This window comes from Actinomyces sp. oral taxon 897, from assembly GCF_002999235.1.
Classification (GTDB): Bacteria; Actinomycetota; Actinomycetes; order Actinomycetales; family Actinomycetaceae; genus Actinomyces.
Map to the genome: position 1 here is coordinate 1,563,320 of NZ_CP027236.1, position 16,385 is coordinate 1,579,704.

The 16,385-nt window shown below is 73.6% G+C and carries 11 protein-coding genes; 8 read left to right on the plus strand and 3 right to left on the minus strand.

All coding sequences use genetic code 11. The annotated features are described in order from the left end of the window. The first annotated feature begins 204 nt into the window (after positions 1-204). The 4 genes from tkt to disA all read left to right on the plus strand — a co-directional run bounded on the left by tkt (position 205) and on the right by disA (position 6,141). Entirely contained in the window at positions 205-2,301 is a 2,097-nt protein-coding gene (gene tkt / locus C3V41_RS06370; RefSeq protein ID WP_106109566.1) for a transketolase, read from the plus strand. Positions 2,302-2,686: 385 nt separating this feature from the next. After that, positions 2,687-3,259: a hypothetical protein gene (locus C3V41_RS06375; protein WP_106109567.1), complete on the plus strand. Its 573-nt coding sequence runs from the start codon at positions 2,687-2,689 to the stop codon at positions 3,257-3,259. Positions 3,260-3,569: 310 nt separating this feature from the next. Further along, positions 3,570-4,985: a DNA repair protein RadA gene (radA, locus tag C3V41_RS06380; protein WP_106109568.1), complete on the plus strand. Its 1,416-nt coding sequence runs from the start codon at positions 3,570-3,572 to the stop codon at positions 4,983-4,985. Positions 4,986-5,079: 94 nt separating this feature from the next. After that, positions 5,080-6,141 (plus strand): DNA integrity scanning diadenylate cyclase DisA, encoded by a 1,062-nt coding sequence (gene disA, locus C3V41_RS06385; protein ID WP_106109569.1) that lies wholly within the window; start codon positions 5,080-5,082, stop codon positions 6,139-6,141. A gap of 43 nt (positions 6,142-6,184) precedes the next feature. Here the strand turns inward: disA and C3V41_RS12805 are convergent, their stop codons facing one another. After that, on the minus strand, positions 6,185-6,868 hold the full coding sequence (locus C3V41_RS12805; RefSeq protein ID WP_129591493.1) for a hypothetical protein: 684 nt from the start codon (positions 6,866-6,868) through the stop codon (positions 6,185-6,187). 588 nt (positions 6,869-7,456) lie between these two features. Beyond that, positions 7,457-8,596, minus strand: a complete 1,140-nt coding sequence (locus tag C3V41_RS06395) for an A/G-specific adenine glycosylase (RefSeq protein ID WP_106109571.1) — start codon at positions 8,594-8,596, stop codon at positions 7,457-7,459. A gap of 165 nt (positions 8,597-8,761) precedes the next feature. Here C3V41_RS06395 and C3V41_RS06400 point away from each other — a divergent pair, with 165 nt between their 5' ends. After that, on the plus strand, positions 8,762-10,348 hold the full coding sequence (locus C3V41_RS06400) for a sensor histidine kinase (protein WP_368033291.1): 1,587 nt from the start codon (positions 8,762-8,764) through the stop codon (positions 10,346-10,348). Then, positions 10,336-10,983 (plus strand): response regulator, encoded by a 648-nt coding sequence (locus C3V41_RS06405; protein ID WP_106109572.1) that lies wholly within the window; start codon positions 10,336-10,338, stop codon positions 10,981-10,983. Before C3V41_RS06400 ends, C3V41_RS06405 begins: the two co-directional genes overlap by 13 nt. A gap of 169 nt (positions 10,984-11,152) precedes the next feature. Here the strand turns inward: C3V41_RS06405 and C3V41_RS06410 are convergent, their stop codons facing one another. After that, complete coding sequence (locus C3V41_RS06410) at positions 11,153-12,184, minus strand: sugar-binding transcriptional regulator (protein WP_254423726.1); 1,032 nt, start codon at positions 12,182-12,184, stop codon at positions 11,153-11,155. A gap of 538 nt (positions 12,185-12,722) precedes the next feature. Between C3V41_RS06410 and C3V41_RS06415 the strand changes: the two genes are divergently transcribed. Then, complete coding sequence (locus C3V41_RS06415; RefSeq protein WP_254423709.1) at positions 12,723-14,492, plus strand: glycerol-3-phosphate dehydrogenase/oxidase; 1,770 nt, start codon at positions 12,723-12,725, stop codon at positions 14,490-14,492. Between the two features lie 240 nt (positions 14,493-14,732). After that, on the plus strand, positions 14,733-16,289 hold the full coding sequence (gene glpK, locus C3V41_RS06420; protein ID WP_106109574.1) for a glycerol kinase GlpK: 1,557 nt from the start codon (positions 14,733-14,735) through the stop codon (positions 16,287-16,289). Positions 16,290-16,385: the final 96 nt, after the last annotated feature.

Below are 16,385 nucleotides of genomic sequence, written 5' to 3' on the forward strand. Positions count from 1 at the left end.
GGTGCACTAATACACCGGTCCACAAGGCCCGGCACCGTGCCAGGAGCACAGGCAACCGGTCAGCCTTACCTTAAAGTCTAAGAACTCGTAACCGTCTGCGTTTGCCCGCCCCTCAGGCCACGCGAGAGGATACCAGTGCTGAGAACCGAGGCACCGCCCGCCATCGGCCCCTCACACACGTCCACCACTCAAGGAGCCTGACGCATGACCACCGAGCAGTTTGCGCTCACTGAAAACGACGACCAGGCGATCGCCGTCGCCAGGGCCCTGTCCGCTGACGCCGTCGAGAGGGCCGGTTCAGGTCATCCAGGGACAGCGATCGCCTTGGCCGGCGTGGCCTACCTCCTCTACCAGTACGAGATGCGCCACGACCCGGCCGACCCGCAGTGGCTGGGGCGTGACCGGTTCGTGCTCTCGGCCGGTCACGCCTCCTTGTTCATGTACACGCAGATGGTGCTCTCCGGCTACGGCCTGGAGGTCAGCGATCTGCGGGCCCTGCGCACGCTGGGCTCCCTGACCCCGGGCCACCCCGAGCGCGGGGTCACCCCGGGCGTGGAGACCACCACCGGGCCGCTGGGGGCCGGGCTGTCTAACGCGGTGGGCATGGCCATGGCCGCACGCCGTGAGCACGGTGTCCTGGACCCCGACGCCGCCCCGGGGGAGTCGGTGTTCGACCACTACGTCTACACGCTCGTAGGCGACGGCTGCCTCCAGGAGGGGGTCACCGCCGAGGCCGCCTCCCTGGCCGGCACCCAGGAGCTGGGCAGCCTCATTGCCATCTACGACGACAACGACATCTCCATCGAGGGCAGCACCGACACCTCCTTCACCGAGGACGTCAGCGCGCGCTTCGAGGCCTACGGGTGGCACGTGGTCGACGTGGACTGGCGGGCCGGGGGCACCTACCACGAGGACTACCAGGCCCTCCACGCCGCCCTGGCGGCCGCCCGGGCCGAGACCACCCGCCCCTCCCTCATCCGCCTGCACACCATTATCGCCTGGCCCTGCCCCACCCTGAAGGGCTCGGAGGCCACCCACGGCGCCAAGCTCGGTGCCGCCGAGGTGGCCGGCCTCAAGGAGGTCCTGGGCCTGGACCCCGCCGAGAGCTTCTTCGTGCCCGACGGGCTGCTGGAGCGCACCCGCGCCCACGCCGCGGCCCGCGCCGCCGCGGCCCGCGCCGACTGGGACGCGCGCTTCGCCACCTGGCAAGCCGCCTTCCCCGAGCGGGCCGCCCTCCTTGAGCGGCTGCGCGCCCAGGCCCTGCCCGAGGGCTGGTCCGACGTCCTGCCCGCCTGGGACCTGGACCAGTCGGTGGCCACCCGGACCGCCTCAGGCCGGGTCCTGGACGCCCTGGCACCGGTCCTGCCCGAGCTGTGGGGCGGCTCAGCCGACCTGGGCGCCTCCAACCACACCACCATGGCCGGCGAGCCCTCCTTCCTGCCCGCATCCCTGGCCCAGGGCAAGGGCGACGGCCCCTACGGGCGCACCCTCCACTTCGGGGTGCGCGAGCACGCCATGGGGTCGATCGTCAACGGGATCGCCCTGGACGGCCTGACCCGCCCCTACTGCGGGACCTTCATGGTGTTCGTGGACTACATGCGCCCGGCGGTGCGCCTGGCCGCGCTCATGGGGGTGGGTTCCGTGTTCGTGCTCACCCACGACTCCATTGGGGTGGGCGAGGACGGCCCCACCCACCAGCCCGTGGAGCACCTGGCCTCCCTGCGCGCCATCCCCGGCCTGGCCGTGGTGCGGCCCGCTGACGCCAACGAGACGGTGGCGGCCTGGAGGCGGATCCTGGAGCACCCCCGGGAGCCCGTCGCCCTGGCGCTGTCGCGCCAGAACCTGCCCGTGGTCTCCGCCGCCGCCCAGGCCCGCCAGGGCGTGGGCCGGGGCGCCTACGTCCTGGCCGAGGCGGTCACCCTCTCCGGCGCCGTGACGCCCCCCGCCGTCGTCCTCGTCGCCACCGGCAGCGAGGTGGCCGTGGCCCTGGAGGCGCGCAACCGCCTCCAGGAGACCGGCACCCCCACCCGCGTGGTCTCCGCCCCCTGCCTGGAGTGGTTCCGCGCCCAGGACGCCGACTACCAGGACCAGGTCCTGCCGCCTCAGGTCGTGACCGTCTCAGTGGAGGCCGGTATCGCCCAGGGCTGGCGGGAGGTCGTGCGGGACTCGGGGGACATTGTCTCCCTGGACCACTACGGCTCCTCCGCCGCCGGTGCCGTCCTGTTCAAGGAGTACGGCTTCACCGGGGAGAACGTGGCCCGGGTGGCGGCCCGCGCCCTGGCCCGCGCGGGCCGGGCCTGAGGGCGCGTGGCGCAGCATTCTGAGCCCCGGCCCCTGGCCCGTGCGGACCAGGTCTGAGGCGGCGGCCAGCAGCTCGGCGCGCTCGCGGACGCCCCTGATCCGCGCGGGCCGGGCCTAAGAGCACGTGGCGGGGCCGCCGGGGACCGGGTAGCGGTCCTGACCCACGGGGGTCAGGGCGCGCCGTCGCCCCGATCCCCGGCGGCCTGGCCCCCGGCGGCCTCGCACCTGTGCCGCTCCACGCCTATGCCGCCCCCGTCGGCGATTACCTTGGTCACGCTCAGGTGACAACCTGCTACCTGGTGTGCATGCTTGGGCTGGTCGGAGCCAGTCCAGACGGGCGTCCGCCGTCCTCATCCACTCCTACGAGAAGCAGACAAGGCAGTACATGAGCTCGCAACCGCCCGCCTGGGGCAACTCCCCCCAGCCCGCCCCTGGTGTACCGCCCCAGGGGACTCCCGCCCCCGCAGCCAAGAAGGTCGATGACGACGACCTCCACACGTTCCTGTACATTCCGGTCGTCATTGTCGTGGTCCTGGCGGGGGTCGGCCTGGGTATCGCCCTCTTTCTGTGGATCGGCAACCACTCCTCGGTCCGGAGGATCCCGATCTGGCTCCTGGCGCTACCCGGGATCCTCCTGTTCGTGGTCGGCCAGAAGCTCGACAACGTCCTGGCCAGGAACTTCCCGAACCTGGTCCCCGCCAGCAAGCGGCCCCAGCCCGTCGCCCAGGCGGGACCCTACGGCGCGACGGGGACCTACGACGCCGCGGCCCCCTACGGTGCGGCAGGACCCTACGGCGCGCAGGGCACTCCCCCGCAGGCTGGTTACGGCCAGCAGGCCGTCTACGGCACGCAGGGCACGACCGCCACCGGCTACGGCCAGGCTGGCGCCTACGGCCAGACCCCCCAGACCGGGACCACGGGCTACGGCCAGCAGCCCCCCTACGGTCAGGCTGGCTGAGAGACTCTCACGTCCGGGGGACGGGGTCCTCTCCGGCCCGGTGAGGCGCCGTCGAGGCCCTCACGCCACCAGGACAGGACAGATACCTCACGCGCCGAGGCCGCCCGGGGAGCTCCTCACGCCCGCCAGGACAGGACCGTTGCGCAGACCGGACAGCCTCAGGAGCCTGCCGGGCACGCTCCGTCCTCACGAGCAACAAGTACCGTTCTCACGACAAACAAGTACCGTTCTCGCGGCGAATAAGTACCGTTCTCACGGAAGGGCGGGGAGGGCGGGGTGGGGCGTCGGTCCTCCGTGAGATGGTGGGCCCATGCCCAGCGCCAAGGCCACCCGACCTCCCAGGACCAGCTACCGCTGCACCGAGTGCGGCTGGACCAGCCCCAAGTGGCTGGGACAGTGCCGCGAGTGCCGCGCCTGGGGGACCCTGGAGGAGCAGCGCCCCGGGGCCGCACCAGGCGGCGTCGGGGCCCCCGCACTGGCCCGTGCCACCACCCCGGCCACCCCGGCCCTGCCCATTGGACAGGTCAGTGCCGAGGAGGCCCGGGCCCGCCCTACCGGGGTCGGTGAGCTCGACCGGGTCCTGGGGGGCGGGATCGTGCCCGGAGCCGTCGTCCTCCTGGCCGGGGAGCCCGGGGTGGGCAAGTCCACGCTCCTGCTCGACGTCGCCGCGAAGGCGGCCGCCGTGTCCCGCTCGCGCGGGGACGGCCCGGTCCTCTACGTCACCGGGGAGGAGTCGGCATCCCAGGTGCGGCTGCGCGCCGAGCGGATCGACGCCCTGGACCCGGCTCTCCTCCTGGCCTCCGAGACCACCCTGGAGGCGCTCCTGGGACACGTGGAGGCGGCCTCCCCCTCCCTGGTCGTGGTGGACTCCGTCCAGACCGTTGCCTCGACCCAGGTCGAGGGCAGCGCCGGGGGCGTCACCCAGGTGCGGGCCGTGGCGGGGGCCCTTATCGCCGTGGCCAAGGAGCGGGGGATCCCCGTGCTCCTGGTGGGGCACGTGACCAAGGACGGCGGGATCGCCGGGCCGCGCGTCCTGGAGCACCTGGTGGACGTGGTCACCCAGTTCGAGGGAGACCGCCACGCCCGCCTGCGCCTGCTGCGGGCGGTGAAGAACCGCTACGGTCCCACTGACGAGGTGGGCTGCTTCGACCTGGGGGAACGGGGCATTGTGGGGCTGGCGGATCCCTCGGGGCTGTTCCTGTCGGCCGCCCGCTCCGAGGTGCCCGGCACCTGTGCCACCGTGACCCTGGAGGGACGCCGCCCCATGCCCGTGGAGGTCCAGGCCCTGGTGGCGGGGACGAACGCGGGCTCACCACGGCGCACCACCTCCGGGGTGGACCACTCCCGGGTCGCCATGGCCCTGGCGGTCCTGGCGGCGAGGCTGAGGGTGGACACCTCCAGTACGGACGTCTACGTCTCCACCGTGGGCGGGGCGCGCGCCGTGGAGCCGGCCACGGACCTGGCGGTGGCCGTGGCGGTGGTCTCCGCCGCCCGCGACCTGCCCACCCCGGCGGGGCTGGTGGCGGTGGGGGAGGTGGGGCTGACCGGGGAGGTGCGGGCCACGGTCGGGGTGCAGCGGCGCCTGGCGGAGGCCGCGCGCCTGGGCTTTGACCGGGCGATCGTGCCCCTGGCCGGCAGCCAGGAGCTGCGCGCGGTCCCGGGGATGCAGGTCCTGCCGGTGGAGCACGTGGGTGAGGCCGTCGGCGCGGCCCTGCCGCAGGGGTGAGGACCGTGTCGCGCACCACGAGTGTCCCCACCCCGCCGCGACACCACTACGATGGGTCGTGTCCCCTGTTGGCCAGCAGCCCCAATGGAGTCCTATGAGCGACACCGTCCTGCGCGACACCCTCGCCCTCGTCGCCCCGGGCACGGTCCTGCGTGACGGCCTGGAGCGCATCCTGCGTGGGCGCACCGGCGCCATTATCGTCATGGGCATGAACAGGACCGTGGAGTCCATCTCCTCGGGCGGCTTCCACCTGGACGTGGAGATATCCGCCGCCCGTCTGCGTGAGCTGTCCAAGATGGACGGCGCCGTGGTGGTGGACCAGGCCGCGAGCCGGATCGTGCGCGCCAACGTCCAGCTCCTGCCCGACGCCACCATTGAGACCGCCGAGGCGGGGATGCGCCACCGCACGGCCGAGCGCGTGGCCAAGCAGACCGGGTTCCCGGTCATCTCGGTGAGCCAGTCCATGCGGATCGTCTCCCTCTACGTGGACGGCAGACGCCACGTGCTGGAGCCCAGCGAGTCCATCCTGGCGCGGGCCAACCAGGCCCTGGCCGCCCTGGAGCGCTACACCTCACGCCTGGCGCAGACCTCCTCGGGCCTGGACGCCCTGGAGATCGAGGACCTGGTCACTGTGCGTGACGTCACTGTCGTGCTCCAGCTCCTGGAGATGGTGCGTCGCATCACCAGCGACATTGACGGCTACATTGTGGAGCTGGGCACGGACGGACGCCTGGTGGCCCTCCAGCTCGAGGAGCTCACCCGCGGCCTCATGGCCCAGCGCGACTACCTCATGGAGGACTACCTGCCCACGGGCCTGGACGCCACCACGGTGGACGCACGCCTGAAGTGGGTCGGCTCCCCGGCCCTCCTGGACCTGGCCATGGTGGCACGCTCCATGGGCCTGGGCGGCCCCGACGGCCAGGAGCTGGAGACCTCCGTCTCGCCGCGGGGCCTGCGGATACTCTCCAAGATACCGCGCCTGCCGATTGTCATGGCACGCCAGGTCACCTCGCACTGGAACTCCCTCCAGGGGGTCCTGGGCGCCACCGTGGAGGAGCTGGTGGCGGTGGACGGCATGACGCCCCGCAGCGCCCGGATCCTGCGTGACGGCCTCTCCCGCCTGGCTGAGATATCGATTGTGGACCGGTACGCCTGAGCCGGTCGAGGCGCCCTGGGCCGACACCGGTACCCGCCGTTGACTACTCAATGACAAAGACCGCGGAGGTGCCCACGTCCGTGCCGCCTACCTGGACGCCGACCCGGTAGGTCCCCGGTGCCGCCACATCCCCGGGGGCGTTCAGGGAGCCCGGCGGCTGGGGTGCCTGCGTGGTCGGGACGGGCTCCTCGGGCCCCGGGGTGGCGCCTGGCGTCGGGGTGGCGGTGGGCGTCGGCGTCGGGGTAGGCAGGGCGCAGGTGGTGGACTCCACCCGCCCGTCCCAGACGACCGTCAGCTCCACGGCCTTCCCGGGCCCGATGAGCAGGGGCCGGCTCTGGGCCTGCCCGGTGCAGGTGGCCGAGGTCCAGATGCTCGACCCCCCCGAGGTAATGAGGGCGGTGAACGTGCCGGTGCCCGCGTCCAGGAGGCAGGGCACGCTCCCGGTGTTCGTCACGGTGGCGCCCACACTGAGCCCGGCGCCTGCGGGCACCGTCTCGGGGACGCTCAGCGTGGCGCCCAGGGCGCTGGCGGAGCAGGCCTCCGGGACGGGGTAGGTGGTCACCTGGGCGGCCGCCTCGCGCGCGGCGTCCTGGCGGGCGATCTCCTCGCGTGCCGAGGAGAACCCGAGGACGAGGAGGGAGACCATGCTAATGACGACGCCGACGGCCAGGGCGCTGACGAGCACCCACCGCAGGGCGTAGTTCGGGCGCCGGGGTACCTGGGTCACCGTCAGCTTGCCTGTACCGCGGGCCGGCCCGGGGCCGGCTCCCCGGCCCGGGGATGACGCGCGAGCCTTCCCCCGCCCCTGCCCCGGGGCCCGCCCCTGGTCGGTTCCCCGGGCCCGCGGGGTACGCCGGGGCGCGCGCGCGGGCCGCCCCTGCTGGTGGCTGCTGTCGCGGTTGGCTCGGGCGGTGCCCGGAGACGTCTGCCGACCGCCCGCCGACGTCGTCCCCCGTGAGCTGGCAGGACGGGAGCCTGCGCCCGCGGCCGGACGAGGCTGGGCGCCTGCGGCCGGACGAGGCTGGGCGCCCGCGGCGGGACGGGGCTGGGCGCCCGCAGCCGGACGGGGCCCCTGGCCGTGGGGCTGGGCAGCGCCGGTGCGCCTGCGGTAGGCCGAGCCCGCCGCCCCGCCCCGCCCTGACGCCCCGCGGCCCGTTCCGCCCCTGGCCTGACCGGTGGTACTCGGACGTGACTGACGTGACTGGGGTACGCGCCCCGCACCGTGTGAGCCGCCCCGGCCCGGTGTGCCACCGGAGCGGCGTCCACCGTGTCTACCCTGTCCCTGCGCCATGGTGCCGACTGTACCGGGCGCCGCTCAGGGCAGCCGGTAGGTGGCGCCGTCGTCGTGGGTGGCAATGAGGCCGTCAGCCAGGAGGCTGGCCAGGACCCGCTCGGGCTGGGCAGGGTCGGGGTGCTGCCCGCGCGCCAGGCTCACACCGGCAGCGGCGGCCAGCAGCTCACCACGTCCCAGGCCCCGGGCCACCTCCCGGCCTGCTGACGCCTCGGCGTGCTGGCGGCGCAGTCGGTCCATGACCAGGCCGCGGGCCTGCCGGTCGGTACCGTGCCAGGCCTGGCTGCGGCGACGACGGGCGTGCTTATCCGGTGGGCAACCGGCTGCGAGCCAGGCGCACTCCCGCCTCCAGGGGCAGGAGGGGCAGGCTGGCTCCCTGACGGTGCACACCAGCGCCCCGAGCTCCATGACGGCCACCGACCAGCGGGCGGCCCGGGCGTCCTCCAGGGGCAGGAGGGCGGCGGCCCGGTCCCGCTCAGCCCGGACCAGGCTGGGAGCGGGCAGGGCGCTCCCCCCTACCGCCCGGGCCAGGACCCGCCGGACGTTGGTGTCCAGGGCCAGGGCCCGCCTGCCGTAGGCAAAGGCCAGGACCGCCCCGGCCGTGTACTCCCCCACGCCGGGCAGGGCCAGGAGGGCGTCGGGATCCGCGGGCAGGACGCCGTCGTACCGCTCGACGACGGCCGCAGCGCACTCCCTGAGCCTCAGGGCGCGTCGCGGGTAGCCCAGACGCCCCCAGGCGTGCAGGACCTCGGCGACGGGGGCACCGGCCAGGTCCGCGGGGCCGGGCCAGCGTGCCATCCAGGCCGTCCAGGCAGGAGTGACGCGAGACACAGGGGTCTGCTGGCTCATGACCTCCGAGACGAGCACGCCCCAGGGCGTGGTACCGGGCCGCCGCCAGGGCAGGTCCCGGGCGTGGTCATGGTACCAGTCGATGACGGCCTGGTCCGACGGCGCCCGGTCCGACGGCGCCTGGTGCCGGGCCGCGTCCGCCTGCTGCGGGGGCACACCGCTGGCGCCGTCTGGTACGAGGCCGCGCACCACCGCACCCGCCTGCTGCGGGGGCACGGCTACCGGCCCCCTGGGCTCAGGCGGGCAGGCCGTCCTCGGTCTACCGGGAGCGGCGGGCCTGGTACCACGACAGTCGGGGCCGTCGGGCTGGGTCATTGGGCACCCTCCTCCTGGGCGGGTCCGGGCAACCGCATTAGGCTACAGCCTGGCCACGACGCGGGGCCCGCCCGACGGGGTTCGCCCCGGTGTCGGGTTACCCCTACCAGGGTTGGCCTGCCAGTAGGATGGTGGCGACAGGCTCCGACCAGGAGGGTATGAGGTATGAGTACACCAGCACCCTCCCCCGAGGACGCCCCGCTCCAGGGCGCCGCGGCACCCACCACCTCTGTCACCGACCCCGACGCCCTCCCGGATGCCGACCCTGACGCCCACCCGGATGCCGACCCTGACGCCGACCTCGACGCCCTCCCTGACTCCCCCGTGGCCGACGGCACGGGCACCCAGGGAGGGGCCACTCAGCCCCCGACTCGTGCTGACTCCCCCACGACCAGCAGCCCGGGCACCACGGGCGCCAGCTCGGGAGCCCCCGTCGGCGCCCCGGCACAGCCCGTGCCGCCAACCGGGCGGACGCCCGGCGAGCGCGGCACCTACTACCCGGCGCGTCGGCAGACGACCGCGTACGCCGCCTACCTGCTGACGTCCTGGCCCATCCACCTGGGGTTCTTCCTGGTGGTCATCCTCCTGTGCTCCCTGGGGGCCGGACTGGCGATCCTGTGGATCGGCCTGCCAATGCTGGCAGGCGGCATCACGGTGGCTCGTCACGCGGCGTCCTGGCAGCGCCGGACCAGTGCCGACCTGACGGGGTATCCCGCCCCCGAGCAGGTCTACGCGCTACCGGACCCGCACGCCCCGCTCCCACAGCGTCTCCTGGTCCTCCTGCGCGACCCGCAGTCGTGGCGGGACGTGGTCTGGGTGCTCACCGGCTTCTTCGTCTCGGCGCTGACCTGGTGCCTGACCCTGGTGTGGCTGGCCGGAATCCTCGCCGTGCTGCACGGCCCGGTCACCCTGATCACGCGCCGGGCCCTCCTGCAGTTCGGGGTGTCGACCAGCAGCCTGGGCGATCTGCTCGGCGTACCATACCCGGGCGCCTTCGACACCCTGCTGGGGATCGGCGTCGGCCTGTTCTTCCTGTTCAGCGCCCCCGCCGTCCTCAGGACGCTGGCCACCACGCAGCTGGCCTACGCCGAGAACATGCTCTGCCACCACGCCCGCGACCGCGAGCGGATCGACCGCCTGACGGCGTCGCGCACCTCGGCCCGCAACGCCGAGGCCTCGGCCCTGCGCCGCCTGGAGCGCGACCTGCACGACGGCCCCCAGCAGCGCCTGGTGCGGCTCAATATGGACCTGGCCCGGGCCCGGCGTCAGGCGGCCACCAACCCCGAGCGCGCCCAGGAGATTATCGACGGCGCCATGGCCCAGGCCCAGGAGACCCTTGACGAGCTGCGTCAGCTCTCGCGCGGCATCGCCCCGCCGGTGCTCGTGGACCGGGGCCTGCAGGCCGCTATCGCCGAGGCCGCGGCCCGCTCCGTCGTGCCGGTGACCGTCCACGCCGACCTGCCGACCGTCCCCGTGCACGCGGCCTCGGCGGCGTACTTCGTGGTGGCCGAGTCGCTGGTCAATATCAACAAGCACTCCCAGGCCTCGACGGCCACGGTCAGCGCCGAGGTGCGTGACGGCGTCCTGCACCTGGTCGTCGCCGACAACGGCGTCGGCGGGGCCAGTACGGCCAAGGGCCACGGCCTGGCCGGGCTGGTCGAGCGGCTTGACGGCGTGGACGGCTCCCTGTGTGTCTCCTCCCCCGTCGGGGGCCCGACGACCATCGAGGCGGTAATCCCGTGCGGATCCTGATCGCGGACGACTCGGTCCTGCTGCGCGAGGGCCTGGCCATGATCCTGGCCGACGACGGCCACGAGGTCATTGGCGGGGTCGGCACGGGCCCGGAGCTGGTGAGCCAGTGCCTGGCCCTGCGTCCTGACCTGACGATCAGCGACATACGCATGCCGCCGTCGCACACCGACGAGGGCCTGCGCGCCTGCATGCGTATCCGCGCCCGGTGGCCGCAGGCCCCCATCCTGCTGCTGAGCCAGTACATTGTGCTCAGCTACGCCACCGACCTGCTGTCCTGCGGCTCGGGTCCCATTGGCTACCTGCTCAAGGACCGGGTCGCCGACCTGGACTCCTTCCTTGACGCCGTACAGCGGGTGGGCAACGGCGGGATGGTCCTGGACCCGGAGGTGGTGGCGCAGATGATGGGGCGCGGGCGCCGCGACGACCCGGTGGCCACCCTCACCCCGCGCGAGCGGGAGGTCCTCGAGCTCATGGCCCAGGGGCACACCAACTCGGCCATCGCCAGGCGCCTGGTGGTGACCGACGGGGCCGTGGAGAAGCACATCCAGCGGATCTTCGCCAAGCTGGGCCTGTACGCCAACGCCGACGTGCACCGGCGCGTGGTGGCCGTGCTCACCCTGCTGGGACTGTCCTAGGTATTCTGGCGTACTTCCGGCCGCCGGGGACGTACTCTGGCCGCCGGGGACGTACCTTAGTCATCGGGAACGTACCTTAGTCATCGGGGACGTACTCGTAGGGTACGTCGGCGGCGGCTAAGGTACGTCGCCGCCGACCAGGAACCGGGAGCCAGAGCCAGGAAGACGCTCAGGAGGCCCGCTGGTGGGCGAGCTCCAGGACGGCGCGCGCCGTGGCGTCGTCGACCACCAGGTCCGTGGCCACCCGGGCCCGCAGCGCGGCCAGCAGCGCCCGGGCCTTTCCGGTCCCGGCCACCACGCACAGGCGCCGGGGGATGCGGGCGAGCTGGGCGGGCGTGGGACCCGTGGCCCGGGCGTTGAGGCTGATGTCACGCCAGGAGCCGTCACCGCGCAGCAGCACCGTGCACACGTCCCCCACTACCCGCTGACGGCGCAGCACGGCCCGGTCGGAGGCGCTGAGGTGCCCCCCGGCGTACACCTGGGAGGGCAGGGCCCCGTCCAGGGCGCCGACGCCGAACACCACCAGGCGCGCGCGGCGGGCCACTGCCAGGACCCGCCTGACCGAACGCTCGGACCACATGGCCTCACGGGTGGCCACGTGGTCGAAGAACGCCGGCACCGGGAAGGAGATGGTGCGCGCCCCCAGGGCGTCACGCATACGGGAGAGCACCTCGGTGGCGCTGGGGCCCTCGTGCACGGGGTCCGAGGCGCCATTGAGCTGGACCACGGTGAGCCCGGGCACCGGCCGGGAGGGCAGGACGGCGCTGACCTCTGACATGGTGGTCCCCCAGGCGACGCCGACCACCACGCCAGGCCCGACGCCGTCACGGCCGACGGGGTGCGCACTGTCCCGCCCACCGGGGTGCACGCCCTGTAGGACCGGCCCGACGCCGTCACGGCGTGCCCCCGCCTGCTCGGCCAGGTCCGTCACCAGGTCCACCATGTGCGTGGCGGCCACGCCGGCGACCTGCTGGAGGCGGTGGATCTCCGTGGTGCCCTCACGCACCGGGACGACGCGGGCCCGTACCCCGAAGACCTGGGCCAGGTGGCCCTCCAGGGACCCGGCCCCGCCGGGCTGGACCAGGCTGATACGCACCACCCCCTGGGCGCGCGCCCGGGCCAGCAGCCGGGAGACGGTGGAGCGCGAGACCCCCAGGTGGCGAGCGATCACCTCCATGGTCTCGCCCTGGACGTAGTACATGGAGGCCGCCTCGTAGGCGCGCACGAGCCCCTCACCGCCCTGGGCGGGACCGCTCCCCCGCCCGGTGGGCCCGCAGGATAACCCGGGCCGGCCCGGCCCACCAGATCCCGCCACAGGCTCGTCACCGACCACGTCAGCCCCCTGTCGCCTCCTCGGCACGGCGCCCATCCTTGTCCCGCCTACCGGTTAGGGGTGCACGTCCGTGCAGCTGCCTTGCCCATCCTCTCATACCTGGGCGAGAGTGGATCCTGTCACCACAATCCGGTCGCCACGGGCCGGTCGCCGCCCGGCCTCCACCGCCCGGCCCCGGCCAGGGGCCGCCGGAGCTGGCCAGCACGCAGGCCCACACCGCGGGCCCGGTACCGCCAGCCGGACCCACACCACCGCGAGGCCCCGCCACTGCGAGACCCGCCACCAGCAGGCCCACCGTAGGCCGCGCCACCGTAGGCCGCGCCACCAGCGGCCCCACCGCAGGCCCGGTACCACCAGCCGGGCCCGAGTACAACGACGTGTACAACCAGGAGCACCAGGAGCCACCATGCCGTCCTCCCAGCCCCCAGCGCGGGGCGCCACACCCGCCCCCACCCAGGACACCGCGCTCAACGCCGCCCAGCGCACGCGCGCCCTGGCGGAGATGTCGTCGGCCGAGGGCCTGGACGTCCTGGTCGTCGGCGGCGGGGTCACCGGGGCCGGGATCGCCCTGGACGCCGCAGCCCGGGGCCTGCGCACCGGGATCGTGGAGATGGGCGACTGGGCCTCGGGCACCTCCTCGTGGTCCTCCAAGCTCATCCACGGCGGGCTGCGCTACCTCTACCAGCTCAACCTCGCCCTGGTCCACGAGTCCCTCACCGAGCGCGGCCGCCTGCTGACCACCACCGCCCCGCACCTGGTCAAGGCCCAGCCCTTCCTGTGGCCGCTCAGGCACCACTACGAGCGCTCCTACTCCGCCGTCGGCGTGGGCGCGTACGACGCCCTGGCCCTGGTCGGCGCCCGTGGCCGCAGGACCCTGCCGGTCCAGCGCCACCTGGGGCGCAGGGGCACCGCGGCCCTGGCCCCCGCCCTGGACACCAGCGGCCTGGCCGGGTCCATCCGCTTCTTCGACGCCCGGGTCGACGACGCCCGCCTGGTCATCGACCTGGTGCGCACCGCCGTCGGCCTGGGGGCCCTGGCCGCCAACCGCACCAGGGTCACCGGCTTCCTCACCGACGGGCGCGGCCACGTCCACGGGGCCCGCGTCACCGACCTGGCCACCGGTACCGAGCACGAGATCCGTGCCAGGTACACCATTAGCGCCACCGGGGTGTGGACCGAGGAGGTCCAGGACCTGGCCAGCGCCGACGGGGGCCTGAAGGTCCTGGCCTCCAAGGGGATCCACGTCGTGGTGCCCAGGGAAGCCATTGACGCCCAGACCGGCGTCTTCCTGCGCACCGAGAAGTCCGTCCTGTTCATTATCCCCTGGCCCGAGTACTGGGTGATCGGCACCACCGACACCCCCTGGGACCTGGACGTCTCCAGGCCGGTGGCCACCGCCGCCGACGTCGACTACATCCTGGCGCACGCCAACTCCGTCCTGGCCCGCCCCATTACCCGGGACGACATTATCGGCGTCTACGCGGGCCTGCGTCCCCTGCTCCAGCCCAGGCTCAGACCGGGGGCGCAGGCGGCCTCCACCAAGGTCTCCCGCGAGCACACCGTCACCCGTGTGGTCCCGGGCCTGACCGCCATCGCCGGCGGCAAGCTGACCACCTACCGGGTCATGGCGGCCGACGCCGTGGACCACGCCCTGGGCGAGGCCCTGGCCCGCACCCACCCCTGCGCCACGGCCGACCTGCCCCTGGTGGGGGCCGCCGGCTACCGTGCCCTGGCGGCCCGGGCGGGGCAGATCGCCGCCGAGCGGGGCTGGAGGCTGGAGCGGGTCACCCACCTGCTGGACCGCTACGGGGACGAGACCCCGGCCCTGCTGGCCTCCATTGACGCCGCCGAGGACCCCTTGGCCCGCCTGGGTGAGCCGCTGGAGTCGGCCCCCGCCTACCTGCGCGCCGAGGTCGCCTGGGCCGTCACCCACGAGGGCGCCGAGCGCCTGGACGACGTCCTGCTGCGCCGCGTGCGCCTGGACGTCTCGCGGCGCGACCACGGCCTGGGTGCCGCCGACGAGATCCTCTCCGTCATGACCCCCCTGCTGGGGTGGACCCGGCAGGAGGCGGCCGCCCAGAAGGAGGCCTACGCCCAGCGCGTGTCAGACATTACCGCCGCCGAGGCCGAGGTCACCGACGCCGCGGCCGTGGCCCACCTCAGGCAGCCCGTCTGAAGAGGGCGCGACCCGCACCAGGGCGGGGCGACGGCGCCCGGTGCCGGGCCCCGGCGCCCACCGTCGTCCGCCACCGCTGCCCACCGCTATCCGCCACCGGTGGCGGGCACCGTCCTGGTCCGGCCGCCCTGCCGCCGGGCCCCCGGTCGTCCGCCCCGCTAGCCTCCCGCTAGCCTGTCCTGGTCCGCACCCGATCGACCCGCCGCCGAGCCCGCTCACGACGCAGTGAAAGGACCGTCCATGAGCCCTGAGACCACCGGCAAGAAGTACGTCCTGGCCATTGACCAGGGGACCACCTCCTCGCGTGCCGTCCTGTTCGACCACGACGGCGGGATCGTCGCCGTGGACCAGAGAGAGCACGCCCAGATCCTCCCGCGCGCCGGGTGGGTGGAGCACGACCCGGTGGAGATCTGGGCCGCCGTCCGCTCCGTCGTCGGCGGCGTGCTGGCCGCGGCCGAGGTCAACCGCCACGAGATCGCCGCCGTCGGCATGACCAACCAGCGCGAGAGCGTCGTCGTGTGGGACCGGCACACCGGTGAGCCCGTCTACAACGTCATTGTCTGGCAGGACACCCGCACCCAGAGGATCTGCGAGCGCCTGGCGGCCGCGGCGCCGGCACCGGACGGCTCCCCGGACTACGACCGCTACAGGGACCGGGTGGGCCTGAGCCTGGCCACCTACTTCTCCGGCCCCAAGGTGGCCTGGATCCTGGAGAACGTGGAGGGCGCCCGCGAGCGCGCCGAGGCCGGCGACCTGCTCATGGGGACCATGGACACCTGGGTGCTGTGGAACCTCACCGGCGGGACGGCAGGCGGCGTGCACGCCACCGACGTCACCAACGCCTCGCGCACCATGCTCATGAACCTCGACACCCTGGACTGGAACACGCGGATCTGCGCGGACATGGGCATCCCCACCTCCATGCTGCCCGAGATCCGCCCCTCCTCGGGCGTGTTCGGGCTGGGCCGCAGGAACGGCCTGCTCATTGACACCCCGATCAGCGGGATCCTGGGCGACCAGCAGGCGGCCACCTTCGGCCAGGCCTGCTTTAAGGTGGGCCAGGCCAAGAACACCTACGGCACCGGCTGCTTCATGCTCATGAACACCGGCACCACCCCGGTGCGCAGCGACAACGGCCTGCTGACCACCGTGTGCTACCAGATCGAGGGCGAGGCCCCCGTCTACGCCCTGGAGGGCTCTATCGCGGTGGCCGGGTCGCTCGTGCAGTGGCTGCGCGACAACCTCGGCATTATCGCCGAGTCCCGGGACGTGGAGGCCCTGGCCCGCTCCGTGGACGACAACGGCGGGGCCTACTTCGTACCGGCCTTCTCCGGGCTGTTCGCCCCGCACTGGCGCCCCGACGCCCGCGGCGCCCTGGTGGGCCTGACCCGCTACGTCAACAAGGGGCACATCGCCCGGGCCGTGGAGGAGGCCACCGCCTACCAGACCCGTGAGGTGCTCGAGGCCATGAACGCCGACTCCGGGCAGGCCCTGACCGAGCTCAAGGTCGACGGCGGCATGACCCGCGACGAGCTGCTCATGCAGTTCCAGGCCGACCAGGTGGGCGTGCCCGTGGTGCGCCCCAAGGTTGTCGAGACCACGGCCCTGGGGGCCGCCTACGCCGCCGGCATCGCGGTGGGCTTCTGGTCGGGCACCCAGGACGTGGTGGACAACTGGGCCGAGGGCAGGCGCTGGGAGCCGGTCATGGGGGCCGCCGAGCGTGAGCGCCTCTTCCGCAACTGGGTCAAGGCCGTGGCCCGCACCCTGGACTGGGTGGACGACGACGTCGTGGAGTAGCCCCGCCCGCGCCCCGCGCCCCCACCCGCCCCCACTCGCCGAGAACGGTACTTGTTCGCCGTGAGAACGGTACTTATTGCTCGCGAGAACGGTACT

Bases quoted from the DNA above. Each gene is read 5' to 3' on its own strand.
- tkt (WP_106109566.1), top strand. From the start codon at position 205: ATGACCACCGAGCAGTTTGCGCTCACTGAAAACGACGACCAGGCGATC.
- C3V41_RS06375 (WP_106109567.1), top strand. From the start codon at position 2,687: ATGAGCTCGCAACCGCCCGCCTGGGGCAACTCCCCCCAGCCCGCCCCT.
- radA (WP_106109568.1), top strand. From the start codon at position 3,570: ATGCCCAGCGCCAAGGCCACCCGACCTCCCAGGACCAGCTACCGCTGC.
- disA (WP_106109569.1), top strand. From the start codon at position 5,080: ATGAGCGACACCGTCCTGCGCGACACCCTCGCCCTCGTCGCCCCGGGC.
- C3V41_RS06395 (WP_106109571.1), bottom strand. From the start codon at position 8,596: ATGACCCAGCCCGACGGCCCCGACTGTCGTGGTACCAGGCCCGCCGCT.
- C3V41_RS06400 (WP_368033291.1), top strand. From the start codon at position 8,762: ATGAGTACACCAGCACCCTCCCCCGAGGACGCCCCGCTCCAGGGCGCC.
- C3V41_RS06410 (WP_254423726.1), bottom strand. From the start codon at position 12,184: ATGTACTACGTCCAGGGCGAGACCATGGAGGTGATCGCTCGCCACCTG.
- C3V41_RS06415 (WP_254423709.1), top strand. From the start codon at position 12,723: ATGCCGTCCTCCCAGCCCCCAGCGCGGGGCGCCACACCCGCCCCCACC.
- glpK (WP_106109574.1), top strand. From the start codon at position 14,733: ATGAGCCCTGAGACCACCGGCAAGAAGTACGTCCTGGCCATTGACCAG.